The sequence below is a fragment of the Nakamurella sp. PAMC28650 genome (genome assembly GCF_014303395.1).
Taxonomy (GTDB): domain Bacteria; phylum Actinomycetota; class Actinomycetes; order Mycobacteriales; family Nakamurellaceae; genus Nakamurella.
In genome coordinates this window covers 2,763,336-2,782,863 of sequence record NZ_CP060298.1, presented here as the reverse complement: position 1 = coordinate 2,782,863, position 19,528 = coordinate 2,763,336, and the positions used below count along the sequence as shown (strand labels likewise).

Below are 19,528 nucleotides of genomic sequence, written 5' to 3'. Positions count from 1 at the left end.
GGCCGAATGTGGACAAAACCGTGGACTGCGGGTGGGTAACCTCCCGAATCCTGTGGACAACCAGGATTCCGACGTACCCCTACCTGTGGATAGCTTACATCCATGTAACTACTAGATGTAGGGGTTGAACGTAGATCGAGCCACCACTTCGGCGCAAGCGCCGACGGCGTGTCGCACCCAGAATTTTGCGCCGTCCGCCAATGCCGCAGGTGGCAGACCCGACCATCCCGGGTCTCGGTCAGCGGCCGGCGGTCGGAACTTTCAGTACGGCACCGATCATCACAGCGTCACCGTCGAGCGCGTTCATCTTCTTGACCTGCTCGACCACCGACCGCGGGTCGGCGCCGGGTTCGGCCTGCTGCGCAATCGACCACAGGGAGTCGCCGGACCGGACGGTGACGTCGGTGATGCTCTGCGTGGCGCCGGCGGACACCACGAACACCGTCACGATGATCGCGGCAGAGGCGAGCGACACGGTGGTCACCAGCCGGGCCCACCGGCCCGGTGCGAACTCGCGGTCGGCAATCTGATCGCCGCGGTCGGCCGTCACGACGGCGCCGGTGCGGTTGCCCGAGGGCAGTACCCCCGACGCGGGACGGCGCACCCCGGCCACCCTGGCCCTCCGCCGTTGTGCGGCCTTCTGGCCGGCGGCCGTGCGAGGGGCGGTGCGGGAACCGGAGACGGCGCGGAGAGTCCCCGACGAGCATGCGTCCGGAGCGTCGGCGTCAGCGCCGGAGTCCAGCATGAAGGTGTGAGTGGCCATGGCTTGCCCTACCGTTCCATCGGCGACCTGACGGGCCGCATCCGCATCCGAGCCGGCGAGTGACCGCTGACCTCGAACGAGCGTTCTATCGAACGTCTGACCTAGTTGTACATGGCACCACCGACAGTGGGAAGATTTCCCGGCGTGTTGGTCGAACGCCTGTTTGAATTGTTATGGACGGGGTCGTACGGTTGTACCCATCGGAACAGCTGAGCCGCGTTAGTGCGCACGGCCCGATCGGCATCGACAGGAAGGCATCGAACGTGGCGACGCGAAGAACACCGGCAGACAAGAGCATCGGCGAGGGGCGGGACACCCCTACCGAGGAGACATCGGAACCGAACGACAGCGTCGCGGAGTTTCCGGAGGTCGACAACGGGCGGGCGCTGACGATGCGGCAACGCAAGGTGCTGGAGGTCATCCGGGACTCGGTCCAGCGTCGTGGCTACCCGCCCAGCGTCCGCGAGATCGGTGAGGCGGTCGGTCTCAAGTCGCCGTCATCGGTCGCGCACCAGCTGGGCGTGCTGCAGCGCAAGGGATTGCTGCGCAAGGATCCGAACCGGCCGCGGGCCGTGGACGTGCGGTCGGCCGACGAGATGGCCGACGACAACGCGGGCCACCCGACGCCGGCCTACGTGCCGGTGGTCGGACGGATCGCGGCCGGTGGGCCGATCCTGGCCGAGCAGGCCATCGAGGACATCTTCCCGCTGCCGCGTGATCTGGTCGGCGAGGGCACCCTGTTCCTCCTGCGGGTGGTCGGCGACTCCATGGTCGAGGCGGCCATCACCGATGGCGACTGGGTGGTCATCCGCCAGCAGCCCGTGGCCGAGAACGGCGACATCGTCGCCGCGATGATCGATGGGGAGGCGACCGTCAAGACCTACAAGCGCAAGGACGACGGCCATCTCTGGCTGATGCCGCACAATGCTGCGTACTCGCCCATCCCCGGTGACGACGCGGTCATCCTGGGCCGGGTCGTTGCGGTGCTCAGGAAGATCTGACGAAAGAAGAGCTCCAGGTATGACAACAGGGGCCCCTCCGCATCGCGGAGGAGCCCCTGTTTCGTCAGGCGTCGTACTGGTCAGGCGTCGTACTGGTCAGGCGTCGTACTGGTCAGGCGTCGTGCTGGTCAGGCGTCGTGCTGGTCAGGCGTGGTGCTGACCGTTCACCGGCACGTTGATGACCGGGGGGGCCATCGTGGCCGGCACCACGACCGGAACCTGCTGGACGTTCGCCGGCTGCGGGACGGTGACCGGCACCGCGGCAACCGGGGCAGCCACCGGCTGCTGGACGATCGGCTGCTGCATGACCGGCTGCTGCACCAGCGGCGCCGGGGCGATCATCGAGGCGGGAGTGGCCGCCGCTGCGGTCGCCTCGGTCTCGGACTCGGTGGCCGCCTTGGCCTTGCTGCCGTCCTCGTCGTGCATGGCACCGACCTCGGACTTCAGGATGCGCAGTGACCGGCCGAGACCGCGTGCTGCGTCAGGCAGCTTCTTGCCGCCGAACAACAGCAGGAAGACGACCACGATCAAAATGATGTGCCACGGCTGAATCGCACCCATCGGACAACCTCCAGAATCTCGAACTACGTCCTTGTCAGCTCTGGTTCGTCGCCGATTCGGTCAACGATTGGCACCAGGCCTTCCCACGACTGCCAACGATACCCCGGCCACGCCACAGATCCAGGGCGACCCGGCCCCTGCATCACGGTCGGGAGGATCCTGCTCAGGCCGACGTGGCCGTCACCCGATAGTGCTGCAGCACTCCGGCCAGCGCCGGATACACCTTGGCCTGCAGCAGGGTTCCCTCTGCGGTGTGCGCCTCGGTCAGCACGGTGCCCTCCGCGTGGACGCGCGAGACGAGCGCCCCCTGGTCGAACGGGACGAGGACCTCGATCCGCATGGCCGGATCCGGTAGCGCCGCGGCGATCACGGCGCGGAGGTCGGCGATCCCCTCCCCGGTGCGGGCCGAGACGAACACCGCGTGCGGCAGCAGGTGCCGCAGCCGCCCGAGGGTGATCTCGTCCGCGGCGTCGATCTTGTTGACCACCATGATCTCCGGGACCTCGGCGGCGTCGATCTCCTGCAGCACCTCGCGCACCGCTACGACCTGATCCTCCGGCCGTGCGTCGGAACCGTCGATGACGTGCACGACGAGATCGGCGTCGGCGATCTCCTCCAGCGTGGAGCGGAAGGACTCGACCAGTTGGTGGGGCAGATGACGGACGAACCCGACCGTGTCGGTCAGCGTGTACAGCCGACCGTCGGTGGTCGTCGTCTTGCGGGTGGTCGGGTCCAGGGTCGCGAAGAGCGAGTCCTCGACCAGGACCCCGGCCTCGGTAAGGGAGTTGAGCAGGGACGACTTGCCGGCGTTGGTGTAGCCGGCGATGGCCACTGCGGGGACCGCATTGGCCCGACGCTGAGAGCGCTTCGTGTCGCGCACCTGCCGCATGGACGACAATTCGGTCTTCAGCTGGGCGATCCGCCGGTGGATGCGCCGTCGGTCGATTTCCAGCTTCGTCTCACCGGGGCCACGCGAACCGATGCCGGCGCCCGCGGCGACCCGGCCACCTCGCTGCCGGGACAGGGCGACACCCCAGCCACGCAGACGCGGCAGGAAGTAGTTGAGCTGGGCCAGTTCGACCTGGGCCTTGCCCTCCTTGGATTTGGCGTGCTGGGCGAAGATGTCCAGGATCAGCGCGGTCCGGTCGACGACCTTGACGTTGAGCTGCTCCTCCAGGTTGCGGAGCTGTCCGGGCGACAGTTCGCCGTCGCAGATCACCGTGTCCGCCCCGGTCATCTGGACCACCTCGGCCAGCTCCTTGACCTTGCCGGAGCCGATGTACGTGCCGGCGTCCGGATTGCGCCTGCGCTGCGACAGCGATTCCAGCACGACCGAGCCGGCCGTCTCGGCCAGCCGTGCCAACTCGGTCATCGAGGCTTCGGCGTCCTCGGCGGTGCCGTTGGACCAGACGCCGACGAGGACGACCTGCTCGAGTTGGAGATCGCGGTATTCGACCTCGGTGATGTCGGTGAGCTGCGTGGAGAGGCTGCCCGTCCGTCGCAACGCGGCCCGGTCGGCCAGATCGCGATCGCCCACGGTGTCCTCCGAGAAATCCTGCGGGTGGTCACCGTCGTCATCGCTGCGGCCGGCACGGCGCGCGAGAAAGTCGTCATGTTTCGTCATATGGCTCCAGGGTGCCCCATCAGGGACCGGCTGTGCCAGTGCATTGTTGTGCCTGCGGCGATATCGGGTGGACGTGGCCGCCTCCGGGGAGCTCCGGTCAGTCGGCCGACGGCTCCGGGTGGACGGCCACGAAGACCGAGAAGCGGCGCCCCCCTTCGTCCGGACCCCGCTGGTGGAACTCCTCCAGCAGAGAACGGAGACGGGCGTCGAACTCGTCGAGGTGCTCGGAAGTGAGCTGCAGGCCCATCCTGGAGGTGTTGAGCTCGGCCGGCGGTACCTCGGAGACCTCGTCGAGGAACGTGCGCAGCAGCAGGTCACCGGTCCCCGGCCCGGTGCCGCCCGGACCGGAATCGGCTCCCGGGGTCCCGAAGTCCAGTTCCCAGGACTTGCCGGTGGCCCGGTAGGGCACCTCGGTCGAACCGCGGGGGCCGGGCCGGGGTTCCTCGGTGCGAAGAAAGCCCTGGTGCAGGAGCGTCCGGACGTGGTGGAGCACGCTGGCCGGGTCCCGGCCCAGCCGGCCGGCCAGCTGCTTGTTGGTGAGCGCGTCGTGCAGGCACAGGCGCAGGATGCGCAGACGCAACACACTGGCCAGGGCCCGACGTTCGGCGTCGGTGGCGGCCGGTCGAGGCCGTGACGCCGCCGTCGGAAGGTGCCCGGGAACGTGCCCGGAGGACGGATCCGGGATCGACGGGGCGGTCATGGCTCCACCGTAGCGACAACCGTGTGGGTTCCCGGCAAAACGATCGCCGTGCACCGAGACTGATTGACAGATCCCAATCGGTAGGTGGACACTCGTCCGGTGCCGTCCGCCGGAACGAACCGACCCCGTCGATGACGACCGTCCCCACCCGCAGCCTGATCCATCACCGGGATTTCCGGCAGCTCTGGATCGGTGACTCCGGAAGCCAGTTCGGCGCAGCCCTCGGATCGCTGGCAATCCCCTATCTGGCCGTCACCGCACTGGCGGCCACCCCGTTCCAGATGGGCCTGCTCTCGACGTTGTCCGGCCTGGGTTTCCTGATCATCGGGCTGCCCGCCGGCGCGATCGTGGACCGACGCAGCAAACGCCTTGTGATGATCGCCGCCGACCTCGGCCGGGCCGCCGTACTGGCCACCGTGCCCATCGCCTGGTGGCTGGATTTGCTCACCCTTGGCCAGGTGATGGCCGTGGCCACCCTCATCGGCATGCTCACCGTATTCTTCGACGTCTCCTACCAGTCGTATCTGCCGGCCCTCGTCCCGGCCGGCCAGGTGGTCGAGGGAAATGCAAAACTCCAAGCCAGTCAGTCGGTCTCGCAGTCGGCAGGGCCCGCGCTCGGCGGGTTGCTGCTCAAGGTGATCGGGCCACCGGTGGTGATCGCGATCAATGGCGGTGGCTACCTGGTGTCGGCGCTGTTCCTCTTCCGGATCCGCCACCGTGAGTCGGTGCCGGATGCCGGGCACAGACGGCCGCTGCTCGTCGAGATCGGCGAGGGCCTGGCGTTCGTGCTCCACCATCGCCTGCTGCGTCGTCTGATCGCCTGCACCGGGATCGGGAACTTCGCCTCCAGCGGGGGCAGCGCGCTGTTCGTCCTGTTCATGCTCCGCGATCTGCGCCTGTCACCGCTGACGATCGGAGTGATCGACTCCGCCGCCGCCGTCGGTGGTCTCGTCGGTGCCCTGCTGGCCACCGCCCTGGCCCGCCGGATCGGCGAAGGGCCCTCGATCATCGTGACGGCCGTCGCGATGATGACCCTTTCGTTCTGCAACCCGTTGTCGTCCGTCCTGCCAACGGTCCCGACGCTGATCGTCGGCGGCGTCGCGATGATGGCGGCGATGGTGGCCTACAACATCGCGACCGTCAGCTTCCGTCAGCGACTGTGCCCACCCGAACTGCTCGGCCGGATGAACGCCTCGTCCAGATTTCTGATCTGGGGCACCATCCCGCTGGGCGCCATCACCAGCGGAGTGCTCGGTACCCACCTCGGGGTGCTCCCGACGCTGTGGATCTTCGCCGGTATCAATCTACTGGCCCTGGTCCCGGTGGCATCCCGTTCGCTCTGGCAGATGAAAACCCTTCCAGCACATGACGATCCCAGCAACCTGGCGATGGTCGTCAGGTAATGGGTCACCGCACCTGACGATCCGCACCGGCACGGGACCTAGCGGTTCGCGTCCCAGAAGTCCTGGTCGACGGTGCCCTGCGCCACCAGCACCGCCGGCCCGGTCAGCGAGGTCCCGTCGGCGTCGAGGGTCACGATCACCGACCCGCCCGGCACATCGACCCTGACCCGCTGTCGGGAACCACCGGAGAGGGCGCGGAAGGCGGCCGCAGCAGCGACCGTTCCGGTTCCGCAGGAACGCGTCTCGCCGACACCGCGCTCGAACACGCGCATCCGGAGGTGATCTGCCGCGACCGGCACCACGAATTCGACGTTGACCCCGTCCGGGAACATCGCGGGATCGACCACCGGAGCATCCGTCAGGTCCAGGTCGTCGAGGTCCGCGGCGGAGTCGAGCATCGTCACCAGGTGCGGGTTGCCCACGTCGACCGCGGTGCCGGAGAAAGCGACACCGGCCAGTTCGGCCTTCGATCCCGCCCCGACCGTGGCCGGACCCATCCCGATGATCACGTCACCGACCGGACCCACCGCGGCGGTGCGGATCCCGCCCCTGGTCAGGAAGGCGAAACTTCCCGGGTCCTGCCAGCCGGCGTCGACCAGGAACCGGGCGAAGAGCCGAGCTCCGTTTCCGCACATCTGGGCGAACGAACCGTCGGCGTTGCGGTAGTCCATGAAGAAGTCCGTGCCGGGAACGGTCGAGCCTCTGACGACGATCACGCCATCGGCGCCGAGTCCGGCCCGCCGGTCGCACAGCGCCCTGACCTGCGAATCGGTGATCTCCAGGAGGCCGTCCCGATCGGGCAGCAGGACGAAGTCGTTCTCGGTGCCGTGGCCTTTGACGAACGGGACAGCGGGCATATGCCCGAGCTTACGGGCCCGCGGCCAGGGCCAGTTCGACCGCTCGGGCGGTCAGATCGTGTGCACCGGCATCCAGACGCTGCATCCGGACGTCCCGGCCGAACCACGAACGCTGTCGCCGGACGAACCGCCTGGTCAGCCGGACCGTCTCGGTGACAGCATCGTCCAGCTCGGCCACCCCGTCCAGCACCGAGAGCATCTGCGGGTAGCCCAGTGCGCGCGAGGCGGTCACCCCGTCACGCAGTCCGACCCGCTCGAGGACCCTGACCTCGTCGAGGAAGCCGGCGGCCACCATCTCGTGCACCCGCACGGCCAGTCGTTCGTCGAGCGTCGGGGTGTCGCGGTCCAGGCACAGGAGCACGGCGTCGTACAACGGTGGACCGGGCACCGGAAGGGTCGCGGTGAACGGACGCCCGGTGAGGGCGATGACCTCGAGCGCGCGGACGATCCGGCGGCCGTTGGCGGGCTCGATGGAGGCCGCCGCCGCCGGGTCCAGACGGGCCAGCCGACCGAACAGCGCCGCAGCGCCGACCCCGGCCAGTTCGGCCTCCAGGTCGGCCCGCACCGACGGATCGGTGCCGGGGAACTCGATCCGATCGATGACCGCACTGACGTAGAGCCCCGACCCACCCACCAGCACCGGGGTGCGGCCACGACCGAGAATCTCCTCGATCACCGTTCGCGCACGGTCCTGATAGGCCGCCACGCTGGCCCGCTGGCTGATGTCCAGGACGTCGAGAAGGTGGTGCGGTACCCCGCGGCGGTCCTCCAGCGGCAACTTGGCCGTGCCGATGTCCATCCCCCGATAGAGCTGCATGGAGTCCGCGTTCACGATCTCGCCGTCGAACCGTTCGGCCAGGTCGAGGCCCAGATCCGACTTGCCGGTGCCGGTCGGGCCCCCGACCACGACGAGTCGGCCGAGGGTCACGCCCAGGTCCAGGTGGCCACGAGATACCCGACGCCGAAGGGCGCCTCGTCGTAGAGCAGTGCGGCGCAGGACGGCGGGACCTGCGCGCAGAGCCCGGCCAACGCTCCCAGCGACGGACCGGAGGTCCACACGAGCTCCTTCGCCTGCCGTCGGCCGGCCCTGACCGCCGCGCCCAGGGCGGCCGGATCGCCGGTGGCGAGAGCAGCGGCCACCCTCGCATCGAACGCCTGCGCCCCGTCGTGTCCGCCCCCGGGCGAATCGGAACCGCGGCTGGCGGAGCCCTCCCCGATGATCAGCAGCCCGATCCTTTCCGCAGCAGAACCTCCGACTGCGGCCAGCACCTCCGGACACTGGTCGGTCTCGGCCGGATCGTCCGGGTCGCCGAGTTCGATCGCAGTGGTAGGGATGTCGACACCGGTCGCCTCCAGCAATGCCGCGCCGACGACGACGCCCACCCCAGGGGGCCAGCGCCCGGGGCCGTCCTCCGGCCGTCCGCCGGCCAACCTGGAGGAGAACGCGGGCTGCGATCGGCTGTCGCCCAGCGCGGACGAGCTGACGGCCGTTCCCGGTTCGTGCCGGATGAACTTCGTCTTCGTTCGGACACCGCGGTCCCGGACGCGCGGGCCGGAGGTCACCAGCAGAATCCGGTCGGTGGCGCGCAGGACACCGACGGCCGCCGCACAACTGGCGACCAGCCGCGGAACCGCACCGGCCAGCGTCGGCGCCAGACCGGACACCAGCAAGGGGGCTCCGGGGCACACGGCGGCGGCGACGATCACCGCTGCAGGCTAACCGCCGCCCCGGTACCGGGGACCGTCGCCGGGCGGCCGCCGGCCCGATTGCCCGGCCCTCCCCCCCACTTGCCCGATGGACTGGTGAAGGATCTCCACCAGCAGGCACACTGGTCGTGCGGATCACAGCAGATCCTTCAGCCGGGTAACAGGGGCACCGCGAGGTGCCGGGAGTCGCAGACTCCCCAGTCGAGCAGCAGAGAGGCCAGTAACGATGACCGAGGACATGCGCGCCGAACACGGTGACGAAGGATTGGAGAGCGCGACCACCCCGGAGACTCCCGCCGCATCTGCCGACGCTGCCGAGGCCGCGCCGCCGTCGGTGCCCGATCTGCCGTCCAGGCCCGATCTGCCGTCGGTGCCCGATCTGCCGGGCGGGGAGATCCCGGCGGTACCGGAGATCCCGGACGTCGCGCCCGCCCCCGAGGTCCCCGACGTTGCCACCCCATCCGAGGTCCCGGACGTCCCCCCCGCACCCGAGGTCCCCGACGCCACCCCATCCGAGATCCCGGACGTTCCCCCCGCCCCTGAGGCGCCGGCCGCCGCGTCCACCCCACCGAACCAGGGCCGGGGTCCCGGTGGACGACCAGGGCGTCCCTCCGGCGGACGTCCGGGCGGAGCGCCGGGGGCTCGCGCCGGGGGGCAGCGTCCGGGCGCCACCACCCCGGTTCCGGTCGAGCCGACGGTGGAACCGACCGACCCGCACAAGTGGGGCCGCATCGACGAAGCCGGTGTCGTCTACGTCTACGGTCCGACGGGCGAACGCGCCGTCGGCAACTGGCAGGCCGGGGACAGCGAGGCCGGCCTGGCTCACTTCGCCCGCCGATTCGACGATTTCGCGACCGAGATCGCCCTACTGGAAACGCGTCTCGCGACCGGTTCCGGAGATCCCAAGGCCACCAGGACCCACGCCATCGAACTTCGGGAGAGCGTCGAGACCCTCTCCGGCATCGGTGATCTCGATTCGGCAGCCGCCCGTCTGGAGATCGTCATCGGCGCTGCCGACGCCGCCATCGCCGGCGCCTCCACCGCCAGGGCCGCCGCCCGCGCGTCGGCCGTCGCGGCCAAGGAGACCCTCTGCGTCGAGGCCGAGTCGCTGGCCGAGTCCGAGCAGTGGAAGGCGACCGGGGACCGACTCAAGGAAATCGTCGACGAGTGGCGCACCATCAAGGGCATCGACCGCAAGACCGACGATGCCCTCTGGAAGCGGTTCGCCAAGGCCCGGGACGCCTTCACCCGACGCCGGGGTACCCACTTCGCCGACCTGGACAAGCAGCGCGGAGCGGCGAGGGAGGCCAAGGAGACCCTGATCGCCAGGGCGGAGGCGCTGTCCGACTCCACCGAGTGGGGCAAGACGGCGGGCGAGTACCGCACGCTGATGGAGGAGTGGAAAGCCTCCGGACGAGCACCCAGGGATGTCGAGGACGCACTGTGGGACCGGTTCCGAGCCGCGCAGGAGAAGTTCTTCTCGCACCGCAACCAGACCTTCTCCGAGCGGGACCACGAGTTCGAGAGCAACGCCTCCATCAAGGACGGGCTACTGGCCGACGCGGAGAAGATCAATCCGGCCGGCGGACTCGAGGCGGCCAAGGCCGCGCTGCGGTCGATCCAGGAGCGTTGGGAAGCCGCCGGGAAGGTCCCCCGCGAGCGGATCAAGGAGTTCGACTCGCGACTGCGCGCCGTCGAGGACCGGATCCGGTCGGCGGAGGACTCGCACTGGCGTCGAACCGACCCTGAGACCAGCGCCCGCATCGAACAGTTCCGCTCCAGGGCGGAGTCGTTCCGGACCCAGGCCGCCAAGGCCAGGACCAGCGGTAACGAGCGCAAGGCCAAGGAAGCCGAGGCGCACGCCGTGCAGTGGGAGGAATGGCTCTCCGCGGCCCAGGGCGCCGTCGATCGGTGACGGAGACGACCGACGGGCACCCCCTCCCGGCCGGTGCACCACCCGGTGTGTTGTCCGACGACCCGGTGGCACTCGCCGGGCGCATTCGCGCACTGCGCCGTGGCCGCCGGTTGATGATCGGCATCGTCGGGGCGCCCGGGTCGGGTAAATCCACCCTGGCGGCCCTGGTGTTAGCCGAACTGACCTCTGGACCGGACCCGGTGCCCGCTGCCCTCGTGCCGATGGACGGCTATCACCTGGCCCAACACGTCATCGACGAGGCGGGAACGGCCGGGATCAAGGGGGCGCCGGTCACGTTCGACGGCGCGGGCTACGTCTCGCTGCTGCGGCGGATGGCGGCTCCCGTATCCGGGGAGACGATCTACGCACCGGAATTCCGACGGGCCATCGAGGAGCCGATCGCAGGTGCCGTGGCCGTCGGTCCCGACGTCGAGGTGGTCATCACCGAGGGCAACTACCTGCTCGTGGACGATCCGCCCTGGGGCTCGGTGGCTACCCTGCTGACCGAGACCTGGTACCTGGACGTCCCGGAGGAGTTGCGGCTCGCCCGCCTCGTGTCCCGTCACATCGCCTTCGGCCGGACGCCGGAGGTCGCCCGGCTCAGGTCGACCACCGGCACCGACGGCCGCAACGCCGCCACCGTCCTGGCCACCCGCTCCCGCGCCGATCTGCTCATCCGCCCGCGATAGGGGGCAGCAGATGCACCGATCAGCCGGTCCCGGCGATCAGCAGGTGGCGCAACAGACCGGCGTCGCGATCGAACCCGCAGATTCGGCTCTGCCCATCGCGGGCATGCCGAGACCGACTCCGGGGGTCCGCGGAAGCTGACCGTCCGCATGCCGGTCACCGGCCACGGTGCGACGGTGGGTCAGCACGTCGCCGTCGGCCACCACGTGGTGCGGGGCGGCAGCGGTGATCACCGTCGTCACCACATCACCCGGCCGCACCAACTTCTGGACGCCTGCCCCGGTCGGCGAGAAGTGCACCAGCCGACCATCTCTGGAACGTCCGGACAGCCGATGGGTGGCATTGTCCTTCCGGCCTCCGCCGGCTGCGACCAGCACCTCGGCCACCGTCCCGATCTGCTCGCGGTTGCCCTCCAGCGCGGTCGAGTCGATCACCGACTTCAGCCGCTGGTACCGCTCGGTGACGACCTCGGGCGGGACCTGGTCGTCCATCGTCGCGGCCGGTGTGCCGGGGCGCGGGGAGTACTGGAAGGTGAAGGCGGTGGCGAACCGGGACTGCTCGGCGACCTCGAGGGTGCGCTGGAAGTCCTCCTCCGTCTCGCCGGGGAACCCCACGATGATGTCGGTGGTGATGGCCGCGTCCGGCATGGCCACGCGCACCTCCTGGAGAATCCGGAGGTATCGCTCGCTGCGGTAGGAGCGCCGCATCGCCTTCAGGACGCGATCGGACCCCGACTGCAGTGGCATGTGCAACTGGTGGCACACGTTGGGGGTCTGCGCCATCGCCTCGATGACGTCCGTGGTGAAGTCCCTCGGGTGGGGCGAGGTGAACCGGACCCGCTCCAGCCCGTCGATGCGTCCGCACGAACGGAGCAGCTGCGCGAACGCGCCGCGGTCGCCCGACTCGGCGCCGTAGGAATTCACGTTCTGCCCGAGCAGGGTCACCTCCAGCACGCCCTCGGCGGCCAGCATGCCGACCTCGGCGAGGATGTCGCCCTGGCTCCGATCGGTCTCCTTGCCGCGCAGGGCCGGCACGATGCAGAAGGTGCAGGTGTTGTTGCAGCCCACGGAGATCGACACCCAGGCCGAGGACGCCGAGTCCCGCTTGGCCGGGAGCGAGGACGGGAAGACCTCGAGGGACTCGAGGATCTCCACCTGGGCCTCGTCGTTGTGCCTGGCCCGCTCCAGCAGCGTCGGGAGCGAACCGACGTTGTGGGTGCCGAACACGACATCGACCCAGGGCGCCCGCCGGATGATCTCGGTGCGGTCCTTCTGCGCCAGGCAGCCGCCGACCGCGATCTGCATACCGGGGTGACTGGTCTTCCTCGGTGCCAGCATGCCCAGGTTGCCGTAGAGCCGGTTGTCCGCGTTCTCCCGGACGGCACAGGTGTTGAACACGACCACGTCGGCGTCGGACCCGGAGGCAACCGGTTGATAGCCGGCCTCCTCCAGAAGCCCGGCCAGCCGTTCGGAGTCGTGCACGTTCATCTGGCAGCCGTAGGTGCGCACCTGGTAGGTCCGCGGGGTCGCGTCGGCAGCCGTCCGGGGTGATGCTGGGGCGGACGTCGCGCGGCCGGCGGGCAGCGGAGGAAGGGCAGGGTCGTCGATGGCAACACTCACGCCGATCAGGGTACGTCGGTGACGGGAGGCCTCCGGTCGCCCGACCGACGCCTCCGGCCGCGGTCGAGGGTTCTCGCCCTGGTCGAAAGCAAAGGTCTGACGACCATTGCGGTGGGAGGTCCCCTCTCGGTCAATTCCTCGGCCATGGTCGGGAGAGGCGGCGCGAACCCGGATCATGATCGGGGCACCGCAGCTCCACGAGGTCTTCGGGAGGGCACATGACCGACGGTTCGACAGCACCGGATGCCGGGCCGACCGACGCCGGAGAACCCGCGGCCGATCGGGGCCCGATGATCCGGATGAGCGGCGTGCACAAACATTTCGGCGACCTGCACGTGCTGAAGAACATCAACCTCCAGGTACCGGCGGGCCAGGTGTTGGTGGTCCTCGGACCCTCCGGATCAGGCAAGTCAACCCTGTGCCGCACCATCAACCGGCTCGAACCGGTGGACTCGGGCACCATCGCCATCGATGGGATCCCGCTGCCCGCCGAGGGCAGGGCGCTGGCCCGGTTGCGGGCCGATGTGGGCATGGTGTTCCAGTCGTTCAACCTGTTCGCGCACAAGACGATCCTGGAGAACGTGACCCTTGGCCCGATCAAGGTGCGCGGGATCAACAAGAAGGCGGCCGACGAACTCGGCGTGGCACTGCTGGAACGGGTGGGAATCGCCTCCCAGCAGAGCAAGCTCCCCGCTCAGCTCTCCGGCGGACAGCAACAACGGGTCGCCATCGCGCGGGCGCTGGCGATGCGTCCCAAGGTCATGCTGTTCGACGAGCCGACCAGCGCCCTCGACCCCGAGATGGTCGGCGAGGTCCTGGATGTGATGACTTCCCTGGCCCGGGAGGGCATGACGATGCTGGTGGTCACCCACGAGATGGGCTTCGCCCGCCGCGCGGCCGATCGCGTCGTCTTCATGGCCGACGGCGAAATCGTCGAGGACGCCGCGACCGATGATTTCTTCACCGCGCCGAAGTCGCGGCGCGCCAGAGATTTCCTGTCCAAGATCCTGACCCACTGATCATCGCCGTCCCGGTGCAGGAACGACGGCGCCGCGGCGCCGGCAGAACCGGGCTAAATTCTTCGCCCCCCGCCCATCCTTCGTGCCTCTCGTCTGCGAACAACGCGAGAGGGGCTGTGCCGCGACCCGGCCGCCACCGTAGGGCTCCTCACAGCAGGACGGCGAAGGAGCACGATGCCCAGCAAGACCGAAGATCTGAATCTCGCCCTGTCGCATCTGGAGGCCGAGGGCGCATATCTGGACGAGATCGTCACGCAGGACGGGGTGTCCTTCAGCGAGCCGACACCGTCCAAGGGGTGGACCATCGGCCACCAGATCGGCCATCTTCTCTGGACCGACCGGGTGAGCATCCTCGCCTGCCGCGATCCTGCGGGCTTCGCTCGTCAGGCCGAGGCATTCGGCGCGGATCCGGAGAAGACGATCAATGCCGGTGCCGGTCTGGAGGCCGGCCGACCGACCGGCGAACTGATCGAGGCCTGGCGTGAGGGCCGCGCCGACCTGTTGACCGCGCTGTCCGGCCTACCCGCCGGGTCAAGGGTGCCCTGGTTCGGACCGACGATGGGGGTCGCCAGCATGGCAGCGACCCGCATCATGGAGACCTGGGCACATGGCCTGGACATCACCGATGCCCTCGGGCTCGACCCGGTCCCCACCGCACGTCTGCACCACATCGCCGAGATGGGTGTGCAGACCAGGGACTTCACCTTCTCCATCCACGGTCGGCGCAGTCCATGGTCGGCCTTCAGGGTGGAGCTGGCCGCACCGGACGGCGGTACCTGGACCTGGGGTCCGGCCACCGCGGCCGACCGGATCACCGGATCGGCCCTTGACTTCTGCATGCTGGTCGCGCAGCGCCGCCACCGGGACGACCTGGCGCTGGTGGCCACCGAGGGCATGGCCGACCAGTGGCTGGACATCGCACAGGTCTTCGCCGGACCGGCCGGGCCCGGACGGTCGGCCCGCGTCAGCAGCTGACCTCCGACCGTCCTGCGCTCCACCGATTCGCCCCGGGTCCGCCTGCGACAGCCAGTCGGACCCGGGGTCCCGAGCTCCCGGTTTGCGCAAACCCGGTGTCCGAAAACCCGGTGTCCGAAAGTCCCGGGGTCGGCGGCCGGCGAAGGTCAGCGCGCGATCTCGGTGGCTCGTGACTCGCGGATCACGGTCACCCGCACCTGACCGGGGTAGGTCAGTTCCTCCTCAATCTGCTTGGCGACCTCACGGGCCAGGACGTGGGCCTCGAGGTCGTCGACCACCTCGGGCTTGACCATCACCCGCAGTTCGCGGCCGGCCTGCATCGCGAAGACCTTCTCGACGCCCTTCTTCGAGCTGGCGATGGCCTCGATCCGCTCGAGCCGCTGCACGTAGGACTCCAGCGACTCCCGCCGTGCGCCCGGTCGTCCACCGGAGCAGGAGTCGGCGGCCTGGGTGAGCACGGCCTCGACGGTCGAGGGCGGGACCTCGTCGTGGTGGGCCTCGATGCAGTGCGCCACCGCCTCGGACTCCCCGTACTTCCGGGCGAGCTCGGCGCCCACGATGGCGTGCGAACCCTGCGCCTCGTGCGTCAGGGCCTTGCCGATGTCGTGCAGGAAGGCACCCCTGGCCAGAATCTCGGGATCGATGCCCATCTCCGACGCCATGATCCGGGCGATGTGCGAGGTCTCGACCATGTGACCGAGCACGTTCTGGCCGTAGGACGTCCGGTACTTCAACCGGCCGACCAGGTTGACCAGCTCGGGGTGCAGATCGGAGATGCCGACGTCCAGCATGGCGTCCTCGGCGGCACGGCGGCACAGTGCATCGACCTCGTCGCCGGCCCGCTCGAACGCCTCCTCGATGCGGTGCGGATGAATCCGTCCGTCGTCGATGAGCATCTGGAGGGTGATCCGGCCGACCTCGCGCCGGACCGGATCGAAGCAGGACAGCAGCACGGCCTCCGGTGTGTCGTCGATGATGACGTTGACCCCGGTGATCGTCTCGAAGGCACGGATGTTGCGACCCTCGCGGCCGATGATCCGGCCCTTGACCTCATCGGCCGGCAGGTGGACCACCGACACCACGCTCTGCGCGGTCTGGTCGGAGGCGACGCGCTGCACCGCCTCGGACACGATTTCCCGCGCCCTGGTCTTGGCGGTGGCCTCCGCCTCGCTCTCGACCCGACGGATCATGAAGGCGGCATCGCGCCGCACCGCCTGCTCCTGGGATGCGAGCAGTTCGGCCCGGGCCGCCGGGATGGTCAGACCCGAGATCCTGGTCAGCTCCGCCTGGTGGAGGACCATCTGCTGGTCGATCTCCTGCGCCCTGGCGTCCACCTCGGTGGCCCGGGTGGCCAGATCCGCGCTCTGCCGGCGCAGATCTCCCTCCCGCGAATCCACCGCCGACCGCGACCTGCCCAGCTCCTGACGTTCGGCCCTGATCCGCTCCTGCTCGTCGGCCAGTACCTTCTGCTCGTCCGCCAGTACCGCTGCCGTCCCGCGCAGCCGCTGCTGTGCTTCCTGCAGGTCGGACCGCTCGGCTGCGAGTCCGTCCAGTGCCTCCTGGGCCAGACGCTGACGCTCGGTCTGCAGCCCGGCCCGCAGCTGCGCCGCCTCGGCCCTGGCCGCCTCGAGCGTTTTGTCCGCCTCGGTCCTGGCCTCGGCACGGAGGCGCGCCGCATCGACCAGCGATCGCTCGCGGACCGAGTCTGCGGCCTCAGAAGCCACGTGGCGGATCTCGGCGGCGGCAGCCGCGGCCTCCTGCCGGATCAGATTGAGGGCGAGACGGTCGTCCTCGGTCGGCCCGGCGGAGGGTGCCGCGAGTGGAGGACCGGCATCCCCCGCCGCGGACGTGCTCGGTGATGCGTGTTGTCCCGTCGATTCCCGTTGGGCAGATTCCCTCTGCGCAGAGGCATCGATCGTTTCGGTCAATAGCCTGCGAATCGCGTTCTCGTCGAGCGTGGGCGTTGAGTTCTGCCGTTTGAGTATGGCTATCAATGCGGCCAGAGCCGCCACCAGCGCCAGCGCGAGAACGACGAGGATCAGGGCGTTCGGCATGACACCTCCCTTGTTGTCGCCGTCCTTGGACGGAGGGAGGATCGCGGGCACGCGCCATCGAGGGCAACGACCGACGTCGAGACGACCCTATCGAGGTACCGCCCCGCTAGGCCCAGTTGACCTGGGCAAATGCGGCAGAACTTCACCGCTATCGATCGCGCGCCCGACCACGGCGCGCGTTTCGTGATTCTCCTGTGACATTGAGGTTAAAGACGTGCCCTTGACCGGTCAAGCCGACCCGCTGACGGCCCGATCCACCAGCACCCCACCGACCGTCTCAGCGCCACTCGTCCCGGCCGTCGGCGTATCCCGCGATCGCATCGTCGACCACCGAGAGGGCGATGTCCGGTGGATAGCCACGCCGCCCCAGCAGGCCGAGCAGCCGGCGCCGCGCAGCAACCGACCCGGCGCCCATGGCCGCGTCCAATCGCTTGGAGATCAGCTCCTGAGCCCTGGCACGCTCGGCTCCCGGGTCGACCGTCTCCACGGCATCGGCCACCGATTCCTCGTCGACCCCGAGCCGGCGGAGCTCGGTCCGCAGAGCACTCCGGCCGAGCGCCCGGTCGCGGTGCTTGGTCCTGACGAAGCTGTGGGCATAGGCGACGTCGTCGATCAGCCCGACCTGGGTCAGGCGGTCGAGCACCGCCTCGGCGATGTCATCGGGGATCTCCTTGCGTCTGAGCGCCTGGGCCAAGCCGGCACGCGGACGAGGCGCAACGGTCAGCAGCCGCAGGCAGATCGCCCGTGCCGCGGCGCTCTGCTGAGCCGGCGACAGTTCGGCACCCTCCGACCGGTCTCCCGATCGCCGACCGGCGGTCTTCCGCCGGCGACCGGCCCCTGGAGCTCGACCACCATCCAGCCGATCACTCCGATCCGGATGGGTCCCGGCCGTTTCTCGATCAGAGGTACCGCCCTCGGCTTCGCCGCGTTCGACAGCTGCGATCTGGTCGGCCAGGAGCGTCAGTCGCCCTTCCCGATCATCCGGGTCAGACCGATCCGTTGCCGGGTGATCGGTGCGACCGCCGCCGCCCTGCCGCGGTGACGGCTGGGCGGCGGACTGGTTCGCACGCGATGGTCTTTCTCCTCGAATGTTGCCCGGTACCACCGGACTGATCCCGGAAGACAAGAGCGGGACCGATCAGAACTCGACAGGTGCGGGAGCGACCGCATCGTCGTCGATACGCGCGCCGACGCCCAGCTTCTCCTTGATCCGCTTCTCGATCTCTTCGCCGATATCCGGGTTCTCGCGCAGGAAGGTCCGGGCGTTCTCCTTGCCCTGTCCGAGCTGCTCCCCGTCGTAGGTGTACCAGGCACCGGCCTTGCGGACCAGGCCCTGCTCCACCCCGACATCGATGAGCGACCCCTCACGGGAGATGCCCTGGCCGTAGATGATGTCGAACTCCGCCTGCTTGAACGGCGGGGCCATCTTGTTCTTGACGACCTTGACCCTGGTCCGGTTACCGACGATGTCGGTGCCGTCCTTGAGCGCCTCGATACGGCGGATGTCGAGTCGGACGGACGCGTAGAACTTCAATGCCTTACCACCGGTGGTGGTCTCCGGCGAACCGAACATCACTCCGATCTTCTCGCGGAGCTGGTTGATGAAGATCATGGTGGTGTTGGTGTTGCTCAGCGCACCGGCGATCTTGCGGAGGGCCTGGGACATCAACCTGGCCTGCAGACCGACGTGGCTGTCACCCATCTCGCCTTCGATTTCCGCCCTCGGAACCAGAGCGGCGACGGAGTCGATGACGACCAGATCGATCGCGCCGGAGCGGATCAGCATGTCGGCGATCTCCAGAGCCTGCTCGCCGGTGTCCGGCTGCGACACCAGCAGCGCATCGGTGTCGACGCCGAGCGCCTTTGCATACTCCGGATCGAGCGCGTGCTCCGCATCGATGAAGGCTGCGATCCCGCCGGCCGCCTGCACGCTGGCCACCGCGTGGAGGGTGACGGTCGTCTTGCCCGAGGACTCCGGACCGTAGATCTCGACCACCCGGCCGCGCGGCAGTCCACCGATGCCCAGCGCCACGTCCAGCGCGATGGAGCCGGTGGGAATCACCTCGACCGGCGCGCGACCCTCGTCGCCCAGACGCATCACCGATCCCTTACCGAACTGCTTCTCGATCTGCGCTAGTGCGATTCCGAGTGCTTTTTCACGATCCGGTGCCGACATGGCCCAACCCCGTGCCTTTCGTGTTCTCAGGTCGCCCGACCGGTGCTGCACCGCCTGGCGTGATGTCCGTTGTGCTGTCCTGACCGACGGTAGAACGAAGCACCGACAGTCACCCGCAGCCGCCCCGGAATGTGGACAACAACAGGTATGGGGATAACTCTAGACGTACAGATGTTCGAGATGCCAGCAAGTCGCACGACGGCGTGTCGCGCTGCGCAGGCACCGGGTGCGGGACCTCAGTCGGGCAGTCCGTGATGCAGGGATGCCGGCACCTCGAAGGTCTCGCACACCACGGCCCAGACCCTCTTCGGGTTCTCGCCGGCCCTGATCGCCTCGTCCACCGTTCGTCCGCCGAGCGCTGAGAAGACATGGTCCGAGGCCACCGAGGAGGCACGGTGGGACCCGAACTGAGCCGTCATCAGGGCACGGAACTCGGTCAGGCGCATGACCGTCGACTGTACCGGTGC

At 69.0% G+C, this 19,528-nt stretch carries 18 protein-coding genes and 1 pseudogene; 7 read left to right on the top strand and 12 right to left on the bottom strand.

Going from position 1 to position 19,528, the window contains the following annotated elements; all coding sequences use genetic code 11:
* Positions 1-238 precede the first annotated feature (238 nt).
* Entirely contained in the window at positions 239-763 is a 525-nt protein-coding gene (locus H7F38_RS12655) for a LysM peptidoglycan-binding domain-containing protein (protein WP_187094351.1), read from the bottom strand.
* Positions 764-1,155: 392 nt separating this feature from the next.
* On the opposite strand from H7F38_RS12655, the gene lexA reads away from it, so the two are divergent.
* Positions 1,156-1,764, top strand: coding sequence for a transcriptional repressor LexA (lexA, locus tag H7F38_RS12650; protein WP_187094671.1), 609 nt, complete (start codon positions 1,156-1,158; stop codon positions 1,762-1,764).
* Between the two features lie 321 nt (positions 1,765-2,085).
* Here lexA and tatA read toward each other — a convergent pair.
* The 3 genes and pseudogenes from tatA to H7F38_RS12635 all read right to left on the bottom strand — a co-directional run.
* A pseudogene (gene tatA / locus H7F38_RS26650) lies at positions 2,086-2,325 on the bottom strand (Sec-independent protein translocase subunit TatA); the annotation flags it as partial.
* Positions 2,326-2,488: 163 nt separating this feature from the next.
* Complete coding sequence (hflX, locus tag H7F38_RS12640) at positions 2,489-3,949, bottom strand: GTPase HflX (protein ID WP_187094349.1); 1,461 nt, start codon at positions 3,947-3,949, stop codon at positions 2,489-2,491.
* A 97-nt stretch (positions 3,950-4,046) separates the two neighbouring features.
* Positions 4,047-4,649 (bottom strand): helix-turn-helix domain-containing protein, encoded by a 603-nt coding sequence (locus tag H7F38_RS12635; protein WP_187094348.1) that lies wholly within the window; start codon positions 4,647-4,649, stop codon positions 4,047-4,049.
* A 131-nt stretch (positions 4,650-4,780) separates the two neighbouring features.
* Between H7F38_RS12635 and H7F38_RS12630 the strand changes: the two genes are divergently transcribed.
* Entirely contained in the window at positions 4,781-6,052 is a 1,272-nt protein-coding gene (locus H7F38_RS12630) for an MFS transporter (protein ID WP_187094347.1), read from the top strand.
* 38 nt (positions 6,053-6,090) lie between these two features.
* Here H7F38_RS12630 and dapF read toward each other — a convergent pair whose 3' ends face one another.
* From dapF to H7F38_RS12615, 3 genes are read right to left on the bottom strand one after another with little or no spacing between them, the layout of a single operon-like run.
* On the bottom strand, positions 6,091-6,909 hold the full coding sequence (dapF, locus tag H7F38_RS12625; RefSeq protein ID WP_187094346.1) for a diaminopimelate epimerase: 819 nt from the start codon (positions 6,907-6,909) through the stop codon (positions 6,091-6,093).
* Positions 6,910-6,919: 10 nt separating this feature from the next.
* Complete coding sequence (miaA, locus tag H7F38_RS12620; RefSeq protein ID WP_187094345.1) at positions 6,920-7,837, bottom strand: tRNA (adenosine(37)-N6)-dimethylallyltransferase MiaA; 918 nt, start codon at positions 7,835-7,837, stop codon at positions 6,920-6,922.
* Positions 7,834-8,616 (bottom strand): hypothetical protein, encoded by a 783-nt coding sequence (locus H7F38_RS12615; RefSeq protein WP_187094344.1) that lies wholly within the window; start codon positions 8,614-8,616, stop codon positions 7,834-7,836. The genes miaA and H7F38_RS12615 overlap by 4 nt, the downstream gene beginning before the upstream one ends.
* A gap of 517 nt (positions 8,617-9,133) precedes the next feature.
* Between H7F38_RS12615 and H7F38_RS12610 the strand changes: the two genes are divergently transcribed.
* Both H7F38_RS12610 and H7F38_RS12605 read left to right on the top strand, forming a co-directional pair.
* The gene (locus H7F38_RS12610) at positions 9,134-10,531 is read left to right on the top strand and encodes a DUF349 domain-containing protein (RefSeq protein WP_370531368.1); all 1,398 of its coding nucleotides are present in this window, start codon (positions 9,134-9,136) and stop codon (positions 10,529-10,531) included.
* Positions 10,528-11,220 carry a nucleoside/nucleotide kinase family protein gene (locus H7F38_RS12605; RefSeq protein WP_222618621.1) on the top strand — a complete coding sequence of 231 codons (693 nt, stop codon included), beginning with the start codon at positions 10,528-10,530 and terminating at the stop codon, positions 11,218-11,220. The genes H7F38_RS12610 and H7F38_RS12605 overlap by 4 nt, the downstream gene beginning before the upstream one ends.
* A 36-nt stretch (positions 11,221-11,256) precedes the next feature.
* On the opposite strand, the gene miaB is transcribed toward H7F38_RS12605, so the two are convergent.
* On the bottom strand, positions 11,257-12,705 hold the full coding sequence (gene miaB / locus H7F38_RS12600) for a tRNA (N6-isopentenyl adenosine(37)-C2)-methylthiotransferase MiaB (protein WP_370531367.1): 1,449 nt from the start codon (positions 12,703-12,705) through the stop codon (positions 11,257-11,259).
* A 422-nt stretch (positions 12,706-13,127) separates the two neighbouring features.
* Between miaB and H7F38_RS12595 the strand changes: the two genes are divergently transcribed.
* Positions 13,128-13,856, top strand: coding sequence for an amino acid ABC transporter ATP-binding protein (locus tag H7F38_RS12595; RefSeq protein ID WP_187094669.1), 729 nt, complete (start codon positions 13,128-13,130; stop codon positions 13,854-13,856).
* A gap of 174 nt (positions 13,857-14,030) precedes the next feature.
* Complete coding sequence (locus tag H7F38_RS12590; protein ID WP_187094341.1) at positions 14,031-14,831, top strand: TIGR03084 family metal-binding protein; 801 nt, start codon at positions 14,031-14,033, stop codon at positions 14,829-14,831.
* A 146-nt stretch (positions 14,832-14,977) separates the two neighbouring features.
* Here H7F38_RS12590 and rny read toward each other — a convergent pair whose 3' ends face one another.
* A complete protein-coding gene (gene rny / locus H7F38_RS12585) occupies positions 14,978-16,885 on the bottom strand; it encodes a ribonuclease Y (RefSeq protein ID WP_187094340.1) in 1,908 nt (635 codons plus the stop codon).
* A gap of 277 nt (positions 16,886-17,162) precedes the next feature.
* Positions 17,163-17,579 (bottom strand): regulatory protein RecX, encoded by a 417-nt coding sequence (locus H7F38_RS12580; protein WP_187094339.1) that lies wholly within the window; start codon positions 17,577-17,579, stop codon positions 17,163-17,165.
* Positions 17,580-17,762: 183 nt separating this feature from the next.
* On the opposite strand from H7F38_RS12580, the gene H7F38_RS12575 reads away from it, so the two are divergent.
* Positions 17,763-17,927: a hypothetical protein gene (locus H7F38_RS12575; protein ID WP_187094338.1), complete on the top strand. Its 165-nt coding sequence runs from the start codon at positions 17,763-17,765 to the stop codon at positions 17,925-17,927.
* 96 nt (positions 17,928-18,023) lie between these two features.
* On the opposite strand, the gene recA is transcribed toward H7F38_RS12575, so the two are convergent.
* Complete coding sequence (recA, locus tag H7F38_RS12570; RefSeq protein ID WP_187094337.1) at positions 18,024-19,061, bottom strand: recombinase RecA; 1,038 nt, start codon at positions 19,059-19,061, stop codon at positions 18,024-18,026.
* Between the two features lie 236 nt (positions 19,062-19,297).
* Entirely contained in the window at positions 19,298-19,507 is a 210-nt protein-coding gene (locus H7F38_RS12565) for a DUF3046 domain-containing protein (RefSeq protein WP_187094336.1), read from the bottom strand.
* Positions 19,508-19,528 lie beyond the last annotated feature (21 nt).